Below are 22,686 nucleotides of genomic sequence, written 5' to 3'. Positions count from 1 at the left end.
CTGTCCTACTCCCGGAACGAAACGAGAGTTCCCGGCGTCTGTCCTGTCGGGGAAGTTCACTGTGGAACGCCGGTGGCCCAATGGGGGGCCTTGTTCATCTTCCCTCCGCTCCATGCCTCATCATGGAGCGATCCCTTCGGATCCCGGGCCGTCCGCCCGGGTTCCGTCTCGCCCGAGGAGACCCGCACCGCATGACCAGGCGTCACGCTGGGGGTGTGGGGGTGTCCCCCACAAAGCACCACGCCTTGCTCGCCGCGATCGTCGCGCTGATCGTGGCCCTGTCGGCAGCCATATACGTCGGGGTCTCCTCCGACGACGGCACCGACCGGCACACGCTCGCCGGGGGCCGCCCGCCGCACAACTCCGCGGCACCCGCGTCGACCGGCGCCTGGGTCGGCTCGTGGTCGGCCTCCCCGGCCGCCGCCGAGCCCGGCACCGAGATGACCGGCCTGGCGGGGTTCTCGCTGCGCAACGTCGTGCACACCAGCGTCGGGGGCACGGGTGCCCGTATCACGCTGTCCAATCTCTACGGCCGACAGCCGCTGACCGTCACCCACGCCACCCTCGCCCTCTCGGCCGACGGCACGGCCGCCGCCGTACCGGGGTCGATGCGGCGGCTGACCTTCGGGGGCGCCGCGGACGTGGTCGTACCGCCGGGGCGGCAGGTGACCAGCGACGCCGTGCGGCTGCGGGTTCCGCATGACGCCGATCTGCTGGTCACCACGTACTCCCCCACCGGCGCGGGGCCGGTCACCTGGCATCCGCGTGCGCAGCAGATGTCGTATGCCGCGGAGGGGCCCCATGCCGACGACCTGACCGGTGTGCCGTACACGCGGGAGGTGGAGGCGTGGCGGTATCTGACCGCGCTCGACGTGCTGAGCCGGGAGTCGGACGGCACGGTCGTCGCGTTCGGTGACTCCCTCACCGACGGGATGTCGTCCACGATCGGGGAGAACCGGCGGTGGCCGGACGTCCTCGCGGACCGGTTGCGGGCTGCCGTCGGGGACGACGTGCCCCGGTACGGCGTCGTGAACCAGGGCATCAGCGGGAACCGGCTGCTCTCGGGCGGGCTGGGGCGGCCCGCGGACAATCCGAGCGGCCTGGACCGCTTCCAGCGGGACGTGCTGGGGCGGACCGGGGTGCGGGTCGTGGTGATCGACCTCGGGGTCAACGACATCCTGCGCGATCCGCTGCCCGCCGATCCCGACGAGGACTCCGCGGAGATCCTCGACGGTCTGCGCGAACTGGTGCGGCAGGCGCACGCCCAGGGGGTGAAGGCCGTGGGGGCGACGCTGATGCCCTTCGGCGGGCACCGGGGGTACACCGACGCCCGGGAGGCGGTACGGCAACGGGTCAACGAGGAGATCCGGGCCGGGCGGGTCTTCGACGCCTACGCCGACTTCGACAAGGCGGTCCGGGACCCTTACGACCCCCGGCGGTTCCTCGGCGAGTACGACTCCGGGGACCATCTGCATCCCAGTGACGCGGGGTACGCGCGGATGGCGCGGGCGGTGGACCTGGAGGACCTGGTGGGGTCGGCACCGGCGTCGCTGTAGTGTCCTACGCCGGGAAGTCCCCGGGCAGTTCCGGCTGAGCCGCAGGCGGTCCACGCGCCTGTGCGGCGGCGGGAATCCGACCGCCGGGACGAGACGGACCTACCGACGGATCTCAGGCGCAGGACACCAGCCGGTGCCCACGCCCTCAGTCCTCCCGGCGTTCCCGCCGCTCCCGCCGGTCCTCGTGCAGCCCTCGCGCGAAATCGCGGTGCCCCTCCAGCATCCGGTGATGCGCGTCGCCGATCTCCTTGCGGGCCGCCCGGCGCTCCTCCTTCAGGCGGCGGCGTTCCGCGCGGGTGGCCTTGCGCTCGACGCCGACGCCGCCCCAGAAGGCGAAGCCGGTGACGACGACGCGGGGGCCGCCGGGTTCGCCCGGCACGCCGTCCTCGCGTTGGTCGAAGCCGCCCATGATGCCGATCCCGCGGACCTCGACGTCGACACCGGGCGGCACGACCACGTTCACCCCGCCCATGATCGCGATGCAGTTGATCACGACCTCACGGTCCGCGAAGTCCGCCTCGCGCAGATCGATCTCGCCCCCGCCCCAGAAGGCGAAGGAGTTGAACCGCCGCGGCACGGTCCAGCGCCCCTTGCGCTGGAAGCCGGACATGATCGCGACGCCCCACCGCGACGACCCCTCGCCCCCGACGATCCGCCCCGACCAACTCCCGGGCGTCGCCGGGGCCTTCGACATGTTCACCGCCGGAGCGGCCCCGTCGCCCCCGCCCACCGGCAGGTCCTTGGTGATCGGCGCCAGCTCCCCGTAGGTACGCGCCTGGTACGTCGCGTCGAGCCGCTCCTCGAATTCCGCCATGTCGAGGCGGCCCTCCGCCACCGCGTCCCGCAGGACCTCGGCGACTCGTTCGCGATCGGCGTCGGAGGCACGCAGCTCCGGGGCATCGTCGGTCATACGCTCAGCCTACGGACTGGACCCCGCCCGCACTACGCGGTCGCCCTCTCTTCGTACATCCGCGCGATCACCGCCTCGATGTCCGGCTCCCGCACCGACAGATCGACCAACGGGTACTCCGCCGCGATCCGCGCCACCAGCGCCGCCGCCGACTCCGACGCCGGGAAGGCCAGCCACTGCCGCGGTCCCTCGACCCGTACCACCCGCGCGGGCGCGGGGGCGGCGATCGGCGGCAGCTCGCGCTCCAGGTCGACGACCAGGGTGCGTTCGCTCTCGCCCGCCTCGTGCAGCCCGGTCAGCGGGCCGTCGTACATCAGGCGCCCGTGGTCGATGACCATCACGCGCGAGCACAGCTGCTCGATGTCCTGGAGGTCATGGGTGGTCAGCAGCACCGTCGTGCCGCGCTCGGCGTTGACGTCGCGCAGGAACCCCCGCACCTTCGCCTTCGAGACGACGTCCAGGCCGATCGTCGGCTCGTCCAGGTACAGCACCTCGGGGTCGTGCAGCAGCGCCGCCGCGATGTCGCCCCGCATCCGCTGCCCGAGGGACAGCTGCCGCACGGGCACGTCCAGCAGGGCCGACAGGTCCAGCAGTTCGACCAGGCGGTCCAGGTTCTCGCGGTAACGGGCGTCCGGGATGCGGTACATACGGTGCATCAGCCGGTAGGAGTCGACCAGCGGCAGGTCCCACCACAGCGTCGTACGCTGCCCGAACACCACCCCGATCCGGTGCGCGAGCCGGGTGCGCTCGCGGGAGGGGTCGATGCCCGCGACCCGCAACCGGCCGCCGCTCGGCGTCAGGATGCCGGTGAGCATCTTGATCGTCGTCGACTTCCCGGCGCCGTTCGGCCCGATGTAGCCGACCATCTCGCCGCGCGCCACGGTGAACGACAGCGAGTCGACCGCGCGCACCTCCCGCCGCTCCCGCCGCAGGAACCCGGTCTTCCTGCGCACCTCGAAGACCTTCTCGACCTGGTCCAGCTCGATGAAGCGCCCGTCCACAGCCCTCAGCTCCCCGTACTCCGGTACGACCTCAGCCCCGCCCGCCACACCCACCCCGCCAGCGCACAGCACCCCACCGCCACCACCGGCGGCAGGAAACCCACCCACTGCGGCAGCCCCAGCGGATACGACCGACCGAGCACATACGCCGCGGGCAGCCAGTTGACGAAGGCCAGCGGCAGGACGAACGTCACCGAGCGCAGCATGTCCTTGCCGAACACGGTCGGCGGGTACTGGAGCATCGTCGTACCGCCGTAGGTGAACGCGCTCTGCACCTCCGCCGCGTCCTGCGCCACGAACTGGAACGCCGCGCCCGCCACCAGCAGCGCGCAGAAGATCCCGGCGCCGCTGACCACCATGACCGGCATCAGCAGCACCTTCGCCCAGGTCCAGTCGACGTCCACGGCCGAGAGCGCGTAGCCCAGCACCAGGGCGCCCTGTGTCACCCGCCCCGCGCGGCGCAGCGCGAACCGGTCCGCGGCGACCTGCGCGAGCACCGGGGCGGGCCGCACCAGCAGCGTGTCGAGGGTGCCGTCGCGCACCCGGACGCCGATCCGGCCCACCGAGCCGAAGGCCAGGTCGGCCAGGCCGAAGGAGGTGGCGGACAGGCCGTAGAGGAGGGCGACCTCGGGCAGGGTGTAGCCGCCGAGGGAGTCGACCCGCGAGAACATCAGCAGGATGGCGACGAAGTCGAGCCCGGTGATCAGCAGGTTCCCGACCAGCGTCATCGCGAAGGACGCCCGGTAGGCCATGGTGGAGCGGATCCACATCCCGGCGATCAGCCCGTAGGCACGCAGTCCCGTCACCAGACGGCCGGTCTCCACGCCAGGCTCAGCCACCCTGCACCACCACCCGCCGCGTAGCCGCCGACTGCACCAGCCGCCCCAGCGCCAGCAGCGCCACCGCCCACCCCGCCTGGAAGGCGAACATCCGCAGCGGGGCGGCGTGCCCCAGCAGGACGTCCGCGGGCGTCTGGAGCAGCGCGGCCCACGGCAGGACGCGTACCACCTCGCCGAGTTCGCCGGGGAAGGCGTTCAGGGGCAGCACCATGCCCGAGCAGAACAGCCCGGTGATCATCATCATCTGGAGGACGCCGGTGCCGTCGAGGAGCCAGAAGGTGCTCAACGCCACCAGGTAGCGGATCGCGAAGCTGACGACCATCCCGAGGAACACCGCGACCAGGCAGGACAGCCAGACCAGCGGATCGCCGGGCAGCGCCACCGGGAAGACCAGCGCCCCGAAGACGAAGGGGAGCACGCCCCGGCCCAGCAGCTGGAACACCGCGCGACCCAAGTCGTTGGCCAGCCACCACAGTTGGAGGTCGGCGGGCCGGTACAGGTCGATCGCGACCTCACCCGTACGGACGCGTTCGGCGAACTCGTTCTCGAAGCCGCCGCCCTGGACGGCCAGCGTCGCGAACAGCGCCTGCCCCAGCCACACATAGGTGACGGCCTCCGCCTGGTCGTAGCCGCCGAGCCGCGGCCGTTCCTCCCACAGGGCGAGATAGGTGTACGCGAGGATGAGACCGAAGACGGTGTTGGTGAACACCCCCGCGGCCGTGGCGACCCGGTAGGTCGCGTACCGCCGGAACCCGCTCACCGTGACGGCAAGGTACAACCGCCCCGCGCCCACGACACCGACCCCCCTCGGAAACAGACACCGAAGCGCAGGAGCTTAGTGCCCGCCTCCCCCACCCCGCCACGCGATTTCCCGACGTATGCGTGCCGCTCGCCGGGAACGGAACGCTTGGTGCGAGAGTCTTCACCACCGGACGCGGAACGCGTACGAGGGCGTACGGACCGTACGCAGCGGATCAGCAGCACAGGAGCCCACGCACAACATGAACGACGAGCCGCAACAGCCGAACACCCTTGCGAAGGCGCGGCCCCCGCGGCCCCGGCGCACCGGCTGGCGCCGCCTCATCCCCACCTGGCGCATGGTGCTCGGCGCCTTCGTCCTCGGCGTCATGCTGCTGGCCGGCGCCTTCGTCCTCGGCTACTCCCTGGTCCAGATCCCGCCCGCGAACGCCCTCGCCGTCAAGCAGAGCAACGTCTACCTCTACGCCGACGGCTCCCAGCTCGCCCGCGACGGCGAGGTCAACCGCGAGAGCGTGAGCCTCGCGCGGGTCTCCAAGGACGCCCAGCACGCCGTACTGGCCGCCGAGGACCGCGACTTCTACACCGAGTCCGCCGTCGACCCCAAGGCGATGGTCCGCGCGGCCTGGAACACCGCCACCGGCAAGGGCAGGCAGTCCGGCTCCACGATCACCCAGCAGTACGTGAAGAACTACTACCTCGCGCAGGAGCAGACCCTGACCCGCAAGGCGAAGGAGTTCTTCATCGCGATCAAGCTGGACCGCACCGTCACCAAGGACCAGATCCTGGAGGGCTATCTCAACACCAGCTACTTCGGCCGCAACGCCTACGGCATCCAGTCCGCCGCCCACGCCTACTACGGCATGGACGCCACCGACCTCGACCCGGCCCGCGCCGCCTACCTCGCCGCCCTCCTCAACGCCCCCAGCGAGTACGACGTCGTGGCCCACCCGGAGAACCGGGCCGCCGCCGAGGAGCGCTGGAACTACGTCCTGGACGGCATGGTCACCGAGGGCTGGCTGAGCGCCACCGAGCGGGCGGGCACGGAGTTCCCGATGCCGAAGGAGGCCACCGTCTCCACCGGGCTGTCCGGGCAGCGCGGCTATGTCGTCGAGGCGGTCAAGCAGTACCTCGCCGAGCACGACATCGTCAGCCCGGAGGAGCTGGAGCGCGGCGGCTACCGCATCACCACCACCCTGGAGAAGCCCCGGCAGGACGCCTTCGTGAAGGCCGTCGACGAGCGGCTGATGTCCCGGCTCGATCCCAAGGCCCGCAAGGTCGACGGCTACGTCCGCGCGGGCGGCGCCGCGATCGACCCGAAGACCGGCGGGGTCGTGGCGCTGTACGGCGGCATCGACTACGTCAAGCAGTACACCAACGGCGCCACCCGCAGGGACTTCCAGGTCGGCTCCACCTTCAAGCCGTTCGTGTTCGCCTCGGCCGTCCAGAACGCCGCCAGCACCCAGGACGGCCGCATCATCACCCCGAACACGCTCTACGACGGCACCAGCGAGCGCCCCGTCCAGGGCTGGAGCGGCGGCTCCTACGCACCCGAGAACGAGGACCACCACGACTACGGCGAGATCACCGTCCGCGAGGCCACCGACCGGTCCGTCAACTCGGTGTACGCGCAGATGGTCGTCGACGTCGGACCCGAAGAGGTGAAGCAGACCGCGATCGACCTCGGGCTGCCCGCGAGCACCCCCGAACTGCACGGCGGGCCGTCCGTCGCGCTCGGCACGGCCACGGCGAGCGTCCTGGACATGGCCCAGGCGTACGCGACGCTCGCCAACCACGGTGAGCACGGCGCGTACACCCTGATCAAGAAGATCACTCAGGACGGCACCGAGATCGAACTGCCCGCGCGCCACCCCCGGCAGGTCATCAGCCGGGAGGCCGCCGACACCACCACGTCGGTGCTCCGCAGCACCATCGAGAACGGCACCGCCTCCGCCGCGGGGGCCGCGGGCCGCCCCGCCGCGGGCAAGACGGGCACCGCCGAGGAGGACCGGGCGGCCTGGTTCGCCGGGTACACGCCCGATCTGGCCACCGTGGTCGCCGTCATGGGCCAGGACCCGGTCACCGCCGAGCACATGCCGCTCTACAAGGCCATGGGCCTGCCCCGGATGAACGGCGGTGGCGCGCCCGCCGAGATCTGGGCCCAGTTCACCAGGGACGCCCTGAAGGACACGCCCGCGCACGACTTCAGCCTGCAGCTCCAGACGGCCTCCGAGGAGTGGGACCTGCGGGACGTCCCCACCAGCCCGCCGTCCTCCCCGCCCCCGTCCTCCGGCGCCCCGGCCGACCAGGACAGGCCGAGCCCGAGCAGCGCCCCGCCGACCCGCCACAGCACCACCCCGCCGCCCGACGACACGACGACGGGCGGCGAGACGGCCACCGACGGCGGCACGACGCCGGGCGACGACACGACGACGGACGCCCCGCCGACGCCCCCCGGCACCACCACCGGCGGCCTCACGGAGGGCGGCGGGCTGACGGGCGGCCCCGTCACGGGGTGAGTCAGTGGCCGGAGGTCGCCTTGAGCCCGACCACGGCCACCAGCAGCAGGCAGACGAAGAAGATCCGGGCGGCGGTCGCGGGCTCCCCCAGCACCACCATGCCGAGCACCGCCGAACCGGCCGCCCCGATCCCCACCCACACGCCGTAGGCGGTACCGATCGGCAGGGACTTGGCGGCGTACGACAGCAGCACCATGCTGGCGACGATCCCGGCGCCGGTGAACAGGCTGGGGACGAGACGGGTGAAGCCCTCGGTGTACTTCATCCCGATCGACCAGCCCACCTCCAGCAGACCGGCGACGACGAGCAGAACCCAGGCCATGACGGGTACCTCCGGGCGGGACGACAGCGAGACGGAAGGTGCGTCGTCTTTGCCTTGGCCCGGTACGGCGCGTCTCGTCGGGCGTCCCCTCCACGGTAGCAACGGAGCACGCTAAGGGGCCGGTGACGACGGTCACCGGCCCCTCGTACTGCCGTGGTGCTACAGGTACAGCCCCGTCGAGTCCTCCGACCCCTCGAAGCGGTCGGCCGCCACCGCGTGCAGGTCGCGCTCGCGCATCAGCACGTACGGCACACCCCGCACCTCGACCTCGGCGCGGTCCTCGGGGTCGTACAGCACCCGGTCGCCGGGTTCCACGGTGCGGACGTTCTGCCCCACCGCGACGACCTCCGCCCAGGCCAGCCGACGGCCGACGGCGGCCGTGGCGGGGATCAGGATGCCGCCGCCGGAACGCCGCTCGCCCTCGCTGGTGTCCTGCCGCACGAGCACACGGTCGTGCAGCATCCGGATGGGCAGCTTGTCGTGCTGGGGGGTGCTGTGGTCGTTTCTCTTGGCGCTCACGCCTCTGAACCTACCTGCCTGGGACGTGTTCGTACCGGTCGGGTCAGCGCTTACGGCGCCGGGAGCCGCTGAGGGCCAGCAGGCCCACGACGCCCACGGCGACCAGCGCGACGGGCAGCACCCGCTCCATGCGGGGCGCGCCCTCGTCGTCCACGAACTGTGCGCGCACCTCGCTCACCACCCGGTTGACCTGGACGTAGGCCCGTCCCAGGGTGCGGTCGACGTCCGCGGCGACCTTGGCCTTCGCGTCCCCGACGATGGTCTTCGGGTGCACCCGCACCCCGATCTCGTCGAGCGTCTCGGCCAGTACCGCACGGCGGCGCTTGATGTCCGCCTCGATCTGGGCCGGAGTCCTGGTGTCCGACGTGTCCGCCACCGTGCCGCCTCCGAAGTCAGCTGATGTCTGCTGTTGTGCTGCGGACAGTCTGTCAGTTCCGGGCGCGACCGCACTGTCAGCACCCCCGGTTAGGCTGGCACGATGAGCGAGCGACTCCAGCCGGGGGACGTGGCCCCCGCCTTCACCCTCCCCGACGCCGACGGCACCGAGGTGTCCCTGGCCGACCACAAGGGCCGCAAGGTCATCGTCTACTTCTACCCGGCCGCCCTGACCCCCGGCTGCACCAAGCAGGCCTGCGACTTCACGGACAACCTCGACGTGCTGGCGGGCGCGGGATACGACGTCATCGGCGTCTCCCCCGACAAGCCCGAGAAGCTGGCCAAGTTCCGCGACAAGGAGTCACTGAAGGTCACCCTCGTCGCCGACCCGGACAAGAAGGTCCTGGAGGCGTACGGCGCGTACGGCGAGAAGAAGCTCTACGGCAAGACGGTCGTCGGTGTGATCCGCTCCACGGTGGTCGTCGACGAGGAGGGCAAGGTCGAGCGGGCGCTGTACAACGTCAAGGCGACCGGCCATGTCGCCAAGATCATCAAGGATCTGGGGATCTGAGCGCGCTGCCCGACCAGTAGCATTGGCCGGGCAACGTCGAGCGGCCGTGGTGGAATTGGCAGTCACGCTGGGTTTAGGTCCCAGTGGGGTAACTCCCGTGAGGGTTCGAGTCCCTCCGGCCGCACCGCTCTGCGGCAGCCGCTAGCCGAGCAGCTCCCGCACCACCGGCACCAGTGCGCGGAACGCCTTGCCCCGGTGGCTGATCGCGTTCTTCTCCTCCGGGGTCAGCTCCGCGCAGGTCCGGCTCTCCCCCTCCGGCTGCAGGATCGGGTCGTAGCCGAAGCCGCCGGTCCCCGCGGGCTGGTGCCGCAGCACGCCCCGCAGTCGCCCCTCGACCACCCGCTCCGCGCCGTCCGGCAGCGCGAGCGCCGCGGCGCAGGCGAAGTGGGCGCCCCGGTGCTCCTCGTCGATGTCGGAGAGCTGGGCCAGGAGCAGCTCCAGGTTGGCCCGGTCGTCGCCGTGGCGGCCCGCCCAGCGGGCGGAGAAGATGCCGGGCGCGCCGTTCAGCACGTCGACGCAGAGCCCCGAGTCGTCGGCGACGGCGGGCAGTCCGGTGGCCCGCGCCAGGGCGTGCGCCTTGAGCAGCGCGTTCTCGGCGAAGGTGACACCGGTCTCCTTGACGTCGGGGATCTCGGGATAGGCCTCCGCGCCGACGAGTTCATGCGGCAGCCCCGCGTCGGCGAGGATGGCCCTCAGCTCGGTGATCTTTCCGGCGTTACGGGTGGCGAGGATGAGACGGGTCATGGGGACCAGTATCCCGGGGCGCCGAAGCGCGCCCCCGGAAGGGGCGCGGGAAACTGCGCGACCGGCCAGACGCACCCGCACCTGTCCACCACCGCAACCCGGCAGACGCCCCCGGCCCAGGCCAGCGCAGCGCTACGGCGTGCAGACCTTGGTCAGTTCCCCGGCCGCGTCCGTGACACCGCTGATGTCCGGCGTGGCATCGCCGTTCTCCACCGCGGTGGTGACCTCCACCAGCGCCTCGCGCAGATTCGCCGTCGCCTTGTCGAGATCAGCGTCGCCGGTCTCGCTGTCGATCCGGTCGAGGCTGTCGCCGACCGCCTCGACGGCCTCCTGGGTCTGGGTCGGGTCCTCGGCCGCCGCGTCCACCGCCCGCTGGAGGTCGGTGACCGCGTCGGCGACGGCGTCGGCCGTCTCGACACAGTCGAGCGCCTTGCTGACGGCGTCGCACCCGGTGGTCACGCCCACCGTCAGCGCGACGGCTGCCACGGTGGCGGCGATGACGGTGCGGCTGCGCCGACGACGGCTCACGGCCATGGATCGGTCCCTCCCTCGTACGGGCCCGACGGGCCCTGAACTCCTGGCCGGGCGCACAGGGATGAGCCGTGCGCCCGTATCTGTACGGACGCGACGGCACGCGGCGCGGTTGCCCGCGCCGACCCCCCGCTTTGGTACGCCCTTTACTTTTCCGTGACGGTACCAAGTGCCGCCCGCTGCGCCGCCGCCAGGTCGGTGCAACCGGCCACCGCCAGGTCGAGCAGGGCGTTGAGTTCCTCGCGGGCGAAGGGCTCGGCCTCGGCGGTGCCCTGGACCTCGACGAAGCGGCCGTCTCCCGTGCAGACGACGTTCATGTCCGTCTCGGCCCTGACGTCCTCCTCGTAGCAGAGGTCGAGGAGCGGCACGCCGCCGACGATGCCGACCGAGATCGCGCTGACCGTGCCGGTGAGGGGCTGGCGGCCGGGCTTGATGATCTTCTTGCCCCGGGCCCAGGAGACCGCGTCGGCCAGGGCGACGTACGCGCCGGTGATGGCGGCGGTGCGGGTGCCGCCGTCGGCCTGGAGGACGTCGCAGTCCAGGACGATGGTGTTCTCGCCCAGCGCCTTGTAGTCGACGACGGCACGCAGCGAGCGGCCGACGAGACGGCTGATCTCGTGGGTACGGCCGCCGATCTTGCCGCGTACGGACTCACGGTCGCCGCGGGTGTTGGTGGAGCGGGGCAGCATGGCGTACTCGGCGGTGACCCAGCCCTCGCCGCTGCCCTTGCGCCAGCGCGGGACGCCCTCGGTGACGGAGGCGGTGCACAGCACCTTGGTGTCGCCGAAGGAGACGAGGACGGAGCCCTCGGCGTGCTTGCTCCAGCCGCGTTCGATGGTGACCGGGCGGAGCTGATCGGGGGTGCGGCCGTCGATTCGAGACATGGGGTGAGCCTAGCCGCATACGGAAGGGGCCCCTCCCACCGTGGGAAGGGCCCCTCACCGGAGTGACCGGATCGGTCACATCATGTCTTCGATGTCCGCCGCGACCGGGTCGGCGTCGGTGCCGATGACGACCTGGATGGCGGTGCCCATCTTCACGACGCCATGGGCACCGGCGGCCTTCAGGGCGGTGTCGTCGACCAGCGAGGCGTCGCCCACCTCGACCCGCAGCCGCGTGATGCAGCCCTCGACCTCTTCGATGTTGTCGATGCCGCCGAGCCCGGCAACGATCTTCTCAGCCTTGCTGGCCATGTGCTTCTCCCTGATCCGAACCGCGTTGGTCGCAGTAACCGCAGTAACCCACAGTTGGCCCAGCTTCGCGAGCGTTCGGGCCGTGGGGACCGCAGGATGACGACACGGCGACACCCTCGCCCCCACGACTGGTCTACACCACCCGACAGACGGTCGCCAAACCGCCCGGAAGGACCGCCTCGCCCATGAGCGCCGACGCCGCCGCCCCCAGCCCCGCCCGCGCCCGCTGGAACAGGCTCTTCCAGGGGCTCCAGAAGATGGGCCGCAGCCTCCAGCTTCCCATCGCCGTCCTGCCCGCCGCGGGCATCCTCAACCGGCTTGGCCAGCCGGACGTGTTCGGCGACGACGGGCTCGGCTGGACCGATGTCGCCAAGGTGATGAACGGCGCGGGCGGCGCTCTGCTGGACAGTTCGCTGGGGCTGCCGATGCTGTTCTGCGTCGGGGTCGCGATCGGCATGGCGAAGAAGGCCGACGGGTCGACCGCGCTGGCGGCGGTGGCGGGGTTCCTCGTCTACTACAACGTGCTGCGACAGTTCCCGGAGGACTGTCCAAACGGCACGGAGGCGGTCCCCAACATCGGCTGCCAGGGAACCGTCGACGGGACGGTGACGGCCTTCACCTACCAGAACCCCGGCGTCTTCGGCGGCATCGTGATGGGTCTGCTCTCCGCCTACTTCTGGGCCCGCTTCCACCGGACGAAGCTGGTGGACTGGCTGGGCTTCTTCAACGGCCGCCGACTCGTCCCCATCATCATGGCGTTCGTGGCGATCGCCTTCGCCGCGCTGTGCCTGTGGGTCTGGCCGCCCATCGGTGACGCGCTGGAGAGCTTCAGCGACTGGATGAGCGACCTGGGCGCCTGGGGCGCGGGCATCTTCGGCATCGCCAACCGCGCGCTGCTGGTCATCGGGCTGCACCAGTTCCTGAACGTGCCCATCTGGTTCCAGTTCGGCACCTACACCAAGCCGGACGGCACCGAGGTACACGGCGACATCAACATGTTCCTCGCCGGGGACCCGGACGCGGGGCAGTTCACCTCGGGCTTCTTCCCGATCATGATGTTCGCGCTGCCCGCCGCGGCGCTCGCCATCACGCACTGCGCCAAGCCGCACCGCCGCAAGGAGGTGGGCGGTCTGATGCTGTCGGTGGCGCTGACGTCGTTCGTCACCGGCATCACCGAGCCGATCGAGTACTCGTTCCTGTTCATCGCACCCCTGCTGTACGCGGTGCACGCGCTGCTGACCGGGGTGTCGATGGCGGTGACCTGGGGGCTCGGGGTGCACGACGGGTTCAGCTTCTCCGCCGGGCTGATCGACTACATCATCAACTGGAACCTGGCGACGAGACCGTGGGCCATCATCCCGATCGGTCTGGTCTTCGCGGTCGTCTACTACGCGGTCTTCCGCTTCGCGATCACGCGCTTCGATCTGAAGACTCCGGGCAGGGAGCCGGAGGACGAAGTCGAGGACGTCACCAAGGTCTGACAGCCCGTACACGAGGGTCTGGGACGTCACATACATCCACGGGAACCGTGGGTTCCTTATCTCACCTTCATCGTGCTAGAACAGGTCTACACCACTGAGTGGTGTAGACCACCACCCGATGGAGGAAGTATGAGCACCGCCACCGATTCGGCGGCCCCCGCAAAGAAGCGGGGATCCGGTCTGTTCCAGGGTCTGCAGAAGGTCGGCCGCAGCCTCCAGCTCCCGATCGCCGTGCTCCCGGCGGCGGGCATCCTGCTGCGCCTCGGCCAGCCCGACGTCTTCGGCGCGGACGGCCTGGGCTGGGGCAAGGTCGCCGACGTGTTCGCCACCGCCGGTGACGCCGTCTTCGCCAACCTGCCCCTGCTGTTCTGCATCGGCGTCGCCATCGGCTTCGCCAAGAAGGCCGACGGCTCCACCGCGCTGGCCGCCGTGGTCGGTTTCCTGGTCTACAGCAACGTACTGAAGGCGTTCCCGGTCACCGAGGCCAAGGTCCAGGAGGGCGCGGACATAGCCGCGACCTACAACAACCCCGGCGTCCTCGGCGGCATCCTGATGGGTCTGCTGTCGGCGGTGCTGTGGCAGCGGTACCACCGCAAGAAGCTGGTGGACTGGCTCGGCTTCTTCAACGGCCGCCGACTGGTGCCGATCATCATGGCCTTCGTGGGCACCGCCATGGGCGTCTTCTTCGGCCTGGTCTGGGAGCCGATCGGTGAGGGCATCGCGGACGTCGGCGAGTGGATCACCGGCCTGGGCGCCGCGGGCGCCGGTCTCTTCGGTCTGGTCAACCGCGCGCTGATCCCCATCGGCATGCACCAGTTCGTGAACACCGTCTCCTGGTTCCAGATCGGTGACTTCACCAACGCCGCGGGCGAGGTCGTGCACGGTGACCTGAACCGCTTCTTCGCGGGTGACCCGGACGCCGGTCAGTTCATGTCGGGCTTCTTCCCGATCATGATGTTCGGCCTCCCCGCCGCCGCCATCGCCATCGCCCACGCCGCCCGCCCGGAGCGCCGCAAGGCCGTGATGGGCATGATGATCTCGCTGGCGCTGACCTCCTTCGTGACCGGTGTGACCGAGCCGATCGAGTTCTCGTTCATGTTCATCGCCCCGCTGCTGTACGTGATCCACGCGGTGCTCACCGCCCTGTCCATGGCGATCACCTGGGCGCTCGGCGTCCACGCGGGCTTCACCTTCTCCGCGGGTGCCATCGACTACGGCCTCAACTGGAACCTCGCGACGAAGCCATGGCTGATCATCCCGATCGGCCTGGTCTTCGCGGTGATCTACTACGCGGTCTTCCGCTTCGCCATCACCAAGTTCAACCTCCCCACCCCGGGCCGTGAGCCCGAGGAGGAGGTCGAGGACCTCACCAAGGCGTGAGCCCCGGCCGCGCGGCACGAGCGAAGGCCCCCCGAGCGATGAGGCTCGGGGGGCCTTCGCCGTCCGGCGACGGCCTCAGATCTCGTACGACGTCCTGGGCGCCGCCAGCTCCACCGGCCCGTCGTACACCGCGCGGGCGTCGGCCAGGTTGAGCTGGGGGTCGGTCCACGGCGGGATGTGGGTGAGGACCAGACGGCGGGCGCCCGCGCGGGCGGCGGTCTCGCCCGCCTCACGGCCGTTGAGATGGAGGTCGGGGATGTCCTCCTTGCCGTGTGTGAAGGCGGCCTCGCACAGGAACAGGTCGGTGTCCCGGGCCAGCGCGTCCAGGGCCGGGGTGACGCCCGTGTCGCCGGAGTACGTCAGGGACCTCCCCGCGTGCTCGATCCGGATGCCGTACGCCTCGACGGGGTGCGCGACGCGCTCGGTGTGCACGGTGAACGGGCCGATGTCGAAGGTGGACGGCTTGACCGTGTGGAAGTCGAAGACCTCGCTCATCGACGAGGCGGTGGGGGTGTCGGCGTACGCGGTGGTCAGCCGGTGTTCCGTGCCCTCGGGGCCGTAGACCGGGATCGGGTCGCAGCGCCCGCCGTCGTGCCGGTAGTAACGCGCCACGAAATAGGCGCACATGTCGATGCAGTGGTCGGCGTGCAGATGGCTCAGGAAGATCGCGTCGAGGTCGTAGAGACCGCAGTGGCGCTGCAACTCGCCCAGGGCGCCGTTGCCCATGTCGAGAAGCAGCCGGAAGCCGTCGGCCTCGACGAGGTAGCTCGAGCAGGCCGATTCCGCGGACGGGAACGACCCCGAGCAGCCGACGACGGTGAGCTTCATGAAGCAGAAACCTCCGCTGGCGGATGGAGAGAAACGGGGGTCGTGCGGTCCGTCGAGCGTAAGGCGCAAAACATCCGGTCGCTCCTCCGCCAAGGGCTGTTGTGGGCGAACTCACCTGTGCTGTCACCGGTTCGGCTGGACGTGAGGCGCGTGAGACGGAGCAAGGGGCGCGCGGGGAGCGTCGTACGCCGGTACCGTCTGCGTATGGACACGTCCTGGTGGCTGGCGCTCGCGGCGGTGGTGCTGCTCGCGCTGGTGGCCACGCTCGTCGACGGGTGGGGGCGGGGGCACGCGCCGCGGCGGGAGCGGCACCGGCCCGCGCGCGAGGGGCCCGCGACGCTGCCGCGGCCCGCGGAGATCTGGTGGGCGAACGTGCCCTACGAGGACGGGCCGGAGTCAGAAGGGGCCGCGCGCAGCGCGTCGGGTAGGGCGGTGGTGGGAGACGGGCGGGCCAAGGACCGGCCCTGTCTGGTGCTGAGTGTGCGCGGGCGGCACGCCACCGTCGCCAAGATCACCAGCCGGTACCGCGACGAGCGGGCCGGGGTGATCCCGCTGCCGCCGGGCGCCGTCGGGGACGCCCGCGGGCGGCCGAGCTTCCTGGAGACCGACGAGCTGCGCAAGGTGCCGGTGGGGGACTTCCGGCGCCGGGCGGGGGTCGTGGACCCGGTCCTGTGGGACCAGGTCCGTCACCTCACCTAGGGGAACGCCGGGAACGCACGAAGCTCACGCCCAGAGCTGGCCGTGGAGGGTCTCGATGGCCTCCTCCGTGGTGGCCGCCATGTAGACGCCGGTCGAGAGGTACTTCCAGCCGCCGTCGGCCACGACGAACGCGATGTCGGCGCTCTCGCCCGCCTTGACCGCCTTCTTGCCGACGCCGATCGCCGCGTGCAGCGCCGCGCCGGTGGAGACGCCCGCGAAGATGCCCTCCTGCTGGAGGAGTTCCCGGGTGCGGGTGACCGCGTCGGCGGAGCCGACCGAGAAGCGGGTGGTGAGGACGGAGGCGTCGTACAGCTCCGGTACGAAGCCCTCGTCGAGGTTGCGCAGGCCGTACACCAGGTCGTCGTAGCGCGGTTCGGCGGCGACGATCTTCACGTCCGGCTTCTGCTCGCGCAGGTAGCGGCCGACGCCCATCAGGGTGCCGGTGGTGCCGAGGCCCGCGACGAAGTGGGTGATGGAGGGGAGGTCGGCGAGGATCTCGGGGCCGGTGGTGGCGTAGTGGGCGCCCGCGTTGTCCGGGTTGCCGTACTGGTAGAGCATCACCCAGTCGGGGTGCTCGGCGGACAGTTCCTTGGCGACCCGTACGGCGGTGTTGGAGCCGCCCGCGGCCGGGGACGAGATGATCTCGGCGCCCCACATGGCGAGCAGGTCACGGCGTTCCTGCGAGGTGTTCTCCGGCATCACGCACACGATGCGGTAGCCCTTGAGCTTGGCCGCCATGGCCAGCGAGATGCCGGTGTTGCCGCTCGTCGGCTCCAGGATCGTGCAGCCCGGGGTCAGGCGGCCGTCCTTCTCCGCCTGCTCGATCATGTGCAGGGCCGGGCGGTCCTTGACCGAGCCGGTCGGGTTGCGGTCCTCCAGCTTGGCCCAGATCCGGACGTCGGCGGACGGCGACAGCCGCGGCAGGCGCACCAGGGGGGTGTTGCCGACCGCGGCCAGCGGGGAGTCGTAGCGCATCGCCGATCAGGCCATACCACCGGCGACGGCCGGCAGGATCGTGACGTTGTCGCCGTCGGTGAGCTTGGTGTTGATGCCGTCGAGGAAGCGGACGTCCTCGTCGTTCAGGTAGACGTTGACGAAGCGGCGCAGCTCTCCGCCGTCCACCAGCCGGTCCTGGATGCCCGCGTGCCGGGACTCCAGGTCGGTGAACAGGTCGGCGAGGGTGTCCCCGGACCCCTCCACCGCCTTCTGACCGTCGGTGTACGGGCGGAGGATGGTCGGGATGCGGACCTCGATGGCCATGTCAAAGGGCTCCTGTCGAAGGAAGGGGTCTGGTGGGAGGGCGCACGCACACGTGAGCGCGCGCCGCGGCACACGGCCGTACGGCGGAAGCGCAGTTTCAACAGATGGCGCTGGCGAGCCTGCACAGATCGACGTGCAGCCGCGCAACGAGCAGTGCGCCCGGCGTCTTGTCGCTCACGTCGAAGAGAACCATGGGCTCATCGTATCGATTCCCGGTCCGGGTCCTGGAATGTGATCTCGCATCGTGGAAGGTTTCTGCCCACACCGTGGGCACCCGCCCCGTCAGCAGGCGTCCACGATCTTCACTTCCTCCTCCGTGACCTCGCCCTCGATGATCCGGAACGAGCGGAACTGGAAGTCGCCGAGCCCGTCGGTGTCGGCGGTGGAGACCAGGACGTAGTGCGCGCCGGGCTCGTTGGCGTAGGAGATGTCGGTGCGGGAGGGGTGGGCCTCGGTCGCGGTGTGGGAGTGGTAGATGATCACCGGCTCCTCGTCGCGGTCGTCCAGCTCGCGGTAGAGCTTGAGCAGGTCCTGCGAGTCGAACTCGTAGAACGTGGGCGAGCGGGCGGCGTTCAGCATCGGGATGAACCGCTCGGGGCGGCCCTCGCCCACCGGTCCCGCGACCACGCCGCACGCCTCGTCGGGGTGGTCCTCACGCGCGTGGGCGACGATCTGGTCGTACAGGGCCTGGGTGATGGTCAGCATGCTCGTCAGGATAAGCAGAAGGCCGCCCCGTACCGAAGGGTGGTACGGGGCGGCCCGGATGCCGGGACGGAGCCTGGCTCGAAGGCTCAGAGCACCTTGGCGGACTCCAGGTCCTCCTCGCCCTCACCGGCCGTGCCCGCCTTGCGGTCGCGGGCCCAGTCCAGGAAGGACTTCAGCTCGCGCTTGACCACCGGGGCCAGCAGATAGAGGCCGATGATGTTGAACACCGACAGCAGGAACAGCGCCGAGTCGGCCAGGCTGATCAGCGAGTCCAGGGTGAGCAGCGAGCCCGCGATGACGAACACGCTCCAGGTGGCCTTGAACACGGTCTCGCTGGTCTTGCTCTTGCCGAACAGGTACGTCCAGGCCTTGAGGCCGTAGTAGCCCCAGGTCAGGATCGTGGAGAAGGCGAACAGCAGCACCGCGACGGTCAGCAGGTTCGGGAACCAGGGCAGCACGGTCTCGAAGGCGTCGGAGGTGATGGTGACACCGCCGATGCTCTCGCCCGAGCGGGCCTCGGCCCAGCTGGCCGGGTTGGCGATGACGATCGTCAGCGCGGTCATGGTGCAGATGACGACCGTGTCGATGAACGGCTCGAGCAGGGCGACCAGGCCCTCGGAGGCGGGGTGCTTGGTCTTCACCGCGGAGTGCGCGATCGGGGCGGAGCCGAGACCCGCCTCGTTGGAGAACGCGGCGCGCTGGAAGCCGACGATCAGGGCACCGATCACACCACCGGCGACACCGTCGGCCTCGAAGGCGCCCGAGAGGATCGTCTGGAAGGCGTCCGGCACGGCGGTGACGTTGGTCAGGATGACGACCAGGCAGGCCACGATGTACAGGGCGGCCATGGCCGGGACCAGTCGGCTGGTGACGGAGGCGATGGAGCGGATGCCGCCGAGCAGCACCAGGCCGACCAGCGCGGCGACCACGAGGCCGAACAGCACGGCACCGGCGGACGAGGCCAGGAAGCCGTCCTCGCCGCCGAACTGCGAGGAGAGCTGCGCGTAGGACTGGTTGGCCTGGAGCAGGTTGCCGCCGAACAGACCGAAGAACAGGATCATGATCGAGGCGAGCACGGCGAGCACCTTGCCGAGCTGGGCGCCGTTCTTGCCGAAGCGCTCGGCGAGGCCCTTGGGGAGGTAGTGCATCGGGCCGCCGGAGACGGTGCCGTCCTCGTGCTCCTCGCGGTACTTCACACCGAGGGTGACCTCGACGAACTTGGTGGCCATGCCGAGCAGACCGCAGAGGATCATCCAGAAGGTGGCACCGGCGCCACCGATGGAGACGGCGACGGCGACACCGGCGATGTTGCCGAGGCCGACGGTGCCGGAGACGGCCGCGGTGAGCGCCTGGAAGTGGTTGACCTCACCGGCGGCGCCCTCCTCGTCGTACTTGCCGCGGACGACGTCGAAGGCGAGCTTGAACTTGCGCACCTGGAGGAGGCCGAACCAGGTGGTGAAGATGAGGCCGGCGATCACCAGCCAGGCGACGATGAGCGGAAGGTCGGTGCCGCCCACGGGGACGGCGTAGAAGACGACCTCGGCGACCTTGTCGGCGACGGGCTCGAAGAACCCGCTGACGGCGTCGTCGATGGACGTGGTGATGGAATCGAGTGACATCGAGTTACCTCGGTGGCGCAGGGGACGTGCTGGCGGCGTACACGCGCACAGCAGCGGTGCGGGTGCGGGTCTCTGAATCGAACGCCGTTGTCCGTTCGGCGACTGTGGAGTTCGGTGAGCGAGCCCGCGGACCCGGGCCGGTGCTACTCCTGTCGTGCGCGCCGGCGTGGTGACCGGCTCTCCATCACGGCGAAGGGTGGGGCCGAAATGGAGTTGCGAATTCTTACCACAGCGTTAACGCAGCCTTACGTGGTGCAGATCACACAAAACGACCCCTGGGGAGGAAAACCCCAGGGGCGGTGACTGGATCGTTATTCGGATTTGAGCGTCCGCTGAGCGAACACTTCCTGGTACAAACTGGACGTAAGGGTTTGGCTACGGCATGAGAGTACCCACCAGGGTCTCCTGCAGTCCGCCGAGCCAGAGGTACGCCATCACCATCGGCTTGCGCGGATCCTCGTCCGGGAGCCGGTAGAGCAGGTCGGTGTCGTCCTCGTCGGTGATCTCGAGCCGGGAGCCGATCGCGAGGCGGAGGTCGTTCAGCGCGCTGAGCCACCGCCGGGAGTCGTCCGGGGTCAGCTTCAGCACCGCGCCGCCCTCACCGGCGGCGGACAGCCGGTCCAGGGAGCGGATCACCGCCAGGGCGTTGTCACGCTTGCCGGCCCGCAGGTCGTTCTCGGTGTAGCGGCGGAACTCCGACGAGTACGCCCGCAGCTCCTCCGTCCGCTCCGCCGAGGCCGGGGCGCCCTCCGGATCGTCGTAGGCGTCCGGGAACAGTCTCCTCAGCACCGGGTCGGAGGGCGGCTCGCTCGGGCCGTCGGCGAACAGCTCCGCGAGCGGGTCGTCGGAGGCGTTCTCGGCGGGGCCGGGGCCGATGAGTTCCAGCAGCTGCACGGCGAGCGAGCGGATGATGGAGATCTCGACGTCGTCGAGCGCGACGGCCGCGCCGCCGCCGGGAAGCGGTTCGAAGTGTCCGGGCATGGGTCTCTTCGTAGGTGGCGGTGGGCGCTGGCTACTTGCGGTCGTGCTGGAGCGTGGCCCACAGGCCGTAGCCGTGCATGGCCTGGACGTCGCGTTCCATCTCCTCGCGGGTGCCGCTGGAGACGACCGCCCGGCCCTTGTGGTGGACGTCCAGCATGAGCTTGGTGGCCTTGTCCTTGGAGTAGCCGAAGTACGTCTGGAAGACATACGTCACATAGCTCATGAGGTTGACCGGGTCGTTGTGCACGATCGTGACCCAGGGGACGTCCGGCTCGGGCACGGCGGAGACCTCCTCCGCCGACTCGGTGCGTTCGATCTCGATGGGAGCGGCTGACGTCACATGACCATGCTGCCACGCCCCCCACAAATCGTCACACTGACGAAATGGGGGTAGCATCGGTTGCCATGAACACAGCGGACCTGAGGCTGCCGGTGGACGTCCCCTCGACGGCCCTCTTCACGGACCAGTACGAGCTGACGATGCTCCAGGCCGCCATGAAGGCGGGCACGGCCGGGCGGCGCTCGGTCTTCGAGGTCTTCACCCGCAGGCTGCCCAGCGGGCGCCGGTACGGCGTGGTGGCGGGCACCGGGCGGGTGCTGGACGCGGTGGAGAACTTCCGCTTCGACCCGGACGTCCTCGGCTTCCTGCGGGAGCGCGCGATCGTCGACGAGGAGACGCTGGCCTGGCTGGCCGACTACCGCTTCTCCGGCGACGTCTGGGGCTACCCCGAGGGCGAGGTGTACTTCCCCGGCTCACCGATCCTGCGGGTCGAGGGCACCTTCGGGGAGTGCGTGCTGCTGGAGACGGTGATCCTGTCCATCCTCAACCACGACTCGGCGATCGCCGCGGCGGCCTCGCGGATGTCGTCGGCCGCCGGGGACCGGCCGCTGGTCGAGATGGGCGCCCGCCGCACCCACGAGCTGGCCGCCGTCGCCGCCGCCCGCGCCGCCTACGTGGGCGGCTTCTCCTCCACCTCCGACCTCGCCGCGGGCTTCCGGTACGGCATCCCGACCGTCGGCACCAGCGCCCACGCCTTCACCCTGCTGCACGACCGGGAGCGGGACGCCTTCCGCGCCCAGGTGGAGTCCATGGGCCGGGGCACCACGCTCCTGGTCGACACCTACGACGTCACCGAGGCGGTCCGTACGGCCGTGGAGGTCGCCGGGACGGACCTGGGCGCCGTCCGCATCGACTCGGGCGACCTGCTCCTGGTGGCGCACCGGGTGCGGCAGCAGCTGGACGAGCTGGGCGCCACCGGTACGCGGATCATCGTCACCTCCGACCTCGACGAGTACGCGATCGCCTCGCTGGCCGCGGCGCCGGTGGACTCCTACGGCGTCGGCACCCAGCTGGTGACCGGCTCCGGGCACCCCACCTGCTCCATGGTCTACAAGCTGGTCGCCCGCGCCGACTCCACCGACCCGGCCGCACCCCTGCTGCCGGTCGCCAAGAAGGCCACCGGGGGCAAGACCTCCATCGGCGGACGCAAGTGGGCCGCCCGGCGCCCGGACGCCGAGGGCGTCGCGGAGGCCGAGGTCATCGGCACCGGCCCGATCCCGCCCGAGCTGGCCGACCGCGCCCTGCTGGTGCCGCTGGTCAAGGGCGGCGAGGTGGTCGCCCGCGAGCCTCTGGACACCGCCCGCACCCGCCACATCACCGCCCGCGCGGGCCTGCCCCTGTCGGCGACCCAGCTCTCCCGGGGCGAGCCCGTCATCCCGACGGAGTACGTCCGCGGGCTCGCCGGATGAGAAACGGTCCGGGTCCGGACAGCCCGTGGGGTCGGTGGGGTACCCGGGGCGTACGACGAGTGCGCCCTGCTGTGCCCCCTCCCGTGGGGGGCGCGAAGTCTCTACGCTCGGAGGTTCACCGCATCGGCCCCGGGCCCGCACCCCACCG

General features: G+C 70.6%; 26 protein-coding genes, 1 tRNA gene and 1 riboswitch. Of the genes, 8 read left to right on the top strand and 19 right to left on the bottom strand.

Features of this window, described 5'->3' with window-relative positions; all coding sequences use genetic code 11:
* The first annotated feature begins 191 nt into the window (after nt 1–191).
* The gene (locus ACFVQG_RS12255) at nt 192–1,556 is read left to right on the top strand and encodes an SGNH/GDSL hydrolase family protein (RefSeq protein ID WP_383380186.1); all 1,365 of its coding nucleotides are present in this window, start codon (nt 192–194) and stop codon (nt 1,554–1,556) included.
* A 145-nt stretch (nt 1,557–1,701) separates the two neighbouring features.
* Here the strand turns inward: ACFVQG_RS12255 and ACFVQG_RS12250 are convergent, their stop codons facing one another.
* From ACFVQG_RS12250 to ACFVQG_RS12235, 4 genes are all read right to left on the bottom strand, one after another.
* Nucleotides 1,702–2,466, bottom strand: coding sequence for a DUF1707 domain-containing protein (locus tag ACFVQG_RS12250; RefSeq protein WP_383380184.1), 765 nt, complete (start codon nt 2,464–2,466; stop codon nt 1,702–1,704).
* Between the two features lie 32 nt (nt 2,467–2,498).
* A complete protein-coding gene (locus ACFVQG_RS12245; protein ID WP_383381690.1) occupies nt 2,499–3,515 on the bottom strand; it encodes an ATP-binding cassette domain-containing protein in 1,017 nt (338 codons plus the stop codon).
* Complete coding sequence (locus ACFVQG_RS12240) at nt 3,473–4,237, bottom strand: ABC transporter permease (protein WP_383381687.1); 765 nt, start codon at nt 4,235–4,237, stop codon at nt 3,473–3,475. The genes ACFVQG_RS12245 and ACFVQG_RS12240 overlap by 43 nt, the downstream gene beginning before the upstream one ends.
* 61 nt (nt 4,238–4,298) lie before the next feature.
* A complete protein-coding gene (locus ACFVQG_RS12235; protein ID WP_383380182.1) occupies nt 4,299–5,099 on the bottom strand; it encodes an ABC transporter permease in 801 nt (266 codons plus the stop codon).
* A gap of 208 nt (nt 5,100–5,307) precedes the next feature.
* On the opposite strand from ACFVQG_RS12235, the gene ACFVQG_RS12230 reads away from it, so the two are divergent.
* Entirely contained in the window at nt 5,308–7,581 is a 2,274-nt protein-coding gene (locus ACFVQG_RS12230) for a transglycosylase domain-containing protein (RefSeq protein ID WP_383380180.1), read from the top strand.
* 1 nt (nt 7,582) lies between these two features.
* On the opposite strand, the gene ACFVQG_RS12225 is transcribed toward ACFVQG_RS12230, so the two are convergent.
* From ACFVQG_RS12225 to ACFVQG_RS12215, 3 genes are all read right to left on the bottom strand, one after another.
* Nucleotides 7,583–7,903, bottom strand: a complete 321-nt coding sequence (locus ACFVQG_RS12225; RefSeq protein WP_381608074.1) for a DMT family transporter — start codon at nt 7,901–7,903, stop codon at nt 7,583–7,585.
* 37 nt (nt 7,904–7,940) lie between these two features.
* Nucleotides 7,941–8,015: riboswitch (guanidine-III (ykkC-III) riboswitch) on the bottom strand.
* Nucleotides 8,016–8,062: 47 nt separating this feature from the next.
* Nucleotides 8,063–8,422, bottom strand: coding sequence for a GroES family chaperonin (locus tag ACFVQG_RS12220; RefSeq protein WP_383380177.1), 360 nt, complete (start codon nt 8,420–8,422; stop codon nt 8,063–8,065).
* Between the two features lie 43 nt (nt 8,423–8,465).
* Nucleotides 8,466–8,798 (bottom strand): DUF3618 domain-containing protein, encoded by a 333-nt coding sequence (locus ACFVQG_RS12215; RefSeq protein ID WP_383380174.1) that lies wholly within the window; start codon nt 8,796–8,798, stop codon nt 8,466–8,468.
* A 102-nt stretch (nt 8,799–8,900) separates the two neighbouring features.
* Between ACFVQG_RS12215 and bcp the strand changes: the two genes are divergently transcribed.
* Complete coding sequence (gene bcp / locus ACFVQG_RS12210) at nt 8,901–9,368, top strand: thioredoxin-dependent thiol peroxidase (protein WP_383380172.1); 468 nt, start codon at nt 8,901–8,903, stop codon at nt 9,366–9,368.
* Nucleotides 9,369–9,408: 40 nt separating this feature from the next.
* Nucleotides 9,409–9,492: transfer RNA gene (locus ACFVQG_RS12205), tRNA-Leu, on the top strand.
* 17 nt (nt 9,493–9,509) lie between these two features.
* On the opposite strand, the gene rdgB is transcribed toward ACFVQG_RS12205, so the two are convergent.
* From rdgB to ACFVQG_RS12185, 4 genes are all read right to left on the bottom strand, one after another.
* A complete protein-coding gene (rdgB, locus tag ACFVQG_RS12200) occupies nt 9,510–10,112 on the bottom strand; it encodes an RdgB/HAM1 family non-canonical purine NTP pyrophosphatase (protein ID WP_383380169.1) in 603 nt (200 codons plus the stop codon).
* Nucleotides 10,113–10,244: 132 nt separating this feature from the next.
* Nucleotides 10,245–10,646: a hypothetical protein gene (locus ACFVQG_RS12195; RefSeq protein ID WP_383380166.1), complete on the bottom strand. Its 402-nt coding sequence runs from the start codon at nt 10,644–10,646 to the stop codon at nt 10,245–10,247.
* A 143-nt stretch (nt 10,647–10,789) separates the two neighbouring features.
* The gene (gene rph, locus ACFVQG_RS12190) at nt 10,790–11,527 is read right to left on the bottom strand and encodes a ribonuclease PH (RefSeq protein ID WP_383380163.1); all 738 of its coding nucleotides are present in this window, start codon (nt 11,525–11,527) and stop codon (nt 10,790–10,792) included.
* A gap of 75 nt (nt 11,528–11,602) precedes the next feature.
* A complete protein-coding gene (locus tag ACFVQG_RS12185) occupies nt 11,603–11,851 on the bottom strand; it encodes a glucose PTS transporter subunit EIIB (RefSeq protein WP_383381684.1) in 249 nt (82 codons plus the stop codon).
* Between the two features lie 170 nt (nt 11,852–12,021).
* Here ACFVQG_RS12185 and ACFVQG_RS12180 point away from each other — a divergent pair, with 170 nt between their 5' ends.
* A complete protein-coding gene (locus ACFVQG_RS12180; RefSeq protein ID WP_383380160.1) occupies nt 12,022–13,317 on the top strand; it encodes a PTS transporter subunit EIIC in 1,296 nt (431 codons plus the stop codon).
* A 129-nt stretch (nt 13,318–13,446) separates the two neighbouring features.
* A complete protein-coding gene (locus ACFVQG_RS12175; protein ID WP_383380157.1) occupies nt 13,447–14,697 on the top strand; it encodes a PTS transporter subunit EIIC in 1,251 nt (416 codons plus the stop codon).
* A 75-nt stretch (nt 14,698–14,772) separates the two neighbouring features.
* Here ACFVQG_RS12175 and ACFVQG_RS12170 read toward each other — a convergent pair whose 3' ends face one another.
* Nucleotides 14,773–15,525, bottom strand: coding sequence for an MBL fold metallo-hydrolase (locus ACFVQG_RS12170; RefSeq protein WP_383380155.1), 753 nt, complete (start codon nt 15,523–15,525; stop codon nt 14,773–14,775).
* Nucleotides 15,526–15,729: 204 nt separating this feature from the next.
* Here ACFVQG_RS12170 and ACFVQG_RS12165 point away from each other — a divergent pair, with 204 nt between their 5' ends.
* Entirely contained in the window at nt 15,730–16,224 is a 495-nt protein-coding gene (locus tag ACFVQG_RS12165) for a type II toxin-antitoxin system PemK/MazF family toxin (RefSeq protein WP_383380152.1), read from the top strand.
* 24 nt (nt 16,225–16,248) lie between these two features.
* Here the strand turns inward: ACFVQG_RS12165 and ACFVQG_RS12160 are convergent, their stop codons facing one another.
* From ACFVQG_RS12160 to clpS, 7 genes are all read right to left on the bottom strand, one after another.
* On the bottom strand, nt 16,249–17,199 hold the full coding sequence (locus tag ACFVQG_RS12160) for a PLP-dependent cysteine synthase family protein (protein WP_383380149.1): 951 nt from the start codon (nt 17,197–17,199) through the stop codon (nt 16,249–16,251).
* A gap of 6 nt (nt 17,200–17,205) precedes the next feature.
* Nucleotides 17,206–17,484 carry a MoaD/ThiS family protein gene (locus tag ACFVQG_RS12155; protein ID WP_381608099.1) on the bottom strand — a complete coding sequence of 93 codons (279 nt, stop codon included), beginning with the start codon at nt 17,482–17,484 and terminating at the stop codon, nt 17,206–17,208.
* Between the two features lie 97 nt (nt 17,485–17,581).
* Nucleotides 17,582–17,677, bottom strand: coding sequence for a putative leader peptide (locus tag ACFVQG_RS12150; RefSeq protein ID WP_383380146.1), 96 nt, complete (start codon nt 17,675–17,677; stop codon nt 17,582–17,584).
* Between the two features lie 89 nt (nt 17,678–17,766).
* Nucleotides 17,767–18,189, bottom strand: coding sequence for a Mov34/MPN/PAD-1 family protein (locus tag ACFVQG_RS12145; RefSeq protein ID WP_383380143.1), 423 nt, complete (start codon nt 18,187–18,189; stop codon nt 17,767–17,769).
* Nucleotides 18,190–18,275: 86 nt separating this feature from the next.
* Entirely contained in the window at nt 18,276–19,808 is a 1,533-nt protein-coding gene (locus tag ACFVQG_RS12140; RefSeq protein WP_383380140.1) for an alanine/glycine:cation symporter family protein, read from the bottom strand.
* A gap of 375 nt (nt 19,809–20,183) precedes the next feature.
* The gene (locus ACFVQG_RS12135; RefSeq protein ID WP_383380137.1) at nt 20,184–20,789 is read right to left on the bottom strand and encodes a DUF2017 domain-containing protein; all 606 of its coding nucleotides are present in this window, start codon (nt 20,787–20,789) and stop codon (nt 20,184–20,186) included.
* 31 nt (nt 20,790–20,820) lie between these two features.
* Nucleotides 20,821–21,186, bottom strand: coding sequence for an ATP-dependent Clp protease adapter ClpS (gene clpS / locus ACFVQG_RS12130; protein WP_383380134.1), 366 nt, complete (start codon nt 21,184–21,186; stop codon nt 20,821–20,823).
* An 8-nt stretch (nt 21,187–21,194) separates the two neighbouring features.
* Here clpS and ACFVQG_RS12125 point away from each other — a divergent pair, with 8 nt between their 5' ends.
* Entirely contained in the window at nt 21,195–22,538 is a 1,344-nt protein-coding gene (locus ACFVQG_RS12125; RefSeq protein ID WP_383380132.1) for a nicotinate phosphoribosyltransferase, read from the top strand.
* Nucleotides 22,539–22,686: the final 148 nt, after the last annotated feature.

It is taken from the genome of Streptomyces sp. NPDC057877 (genome assembly GCF_042796855.1).
GTDB lineage: Bacteria > Actinomycetota > Actinomycetes > Streptomycetales > Streptomycetaceae > Streptomyces.
The sequence above is the reverse complement of the archived record's forward strand: the minus strand, read 5'-3'. Positions and strand labels throughout refer to the sequence as shown.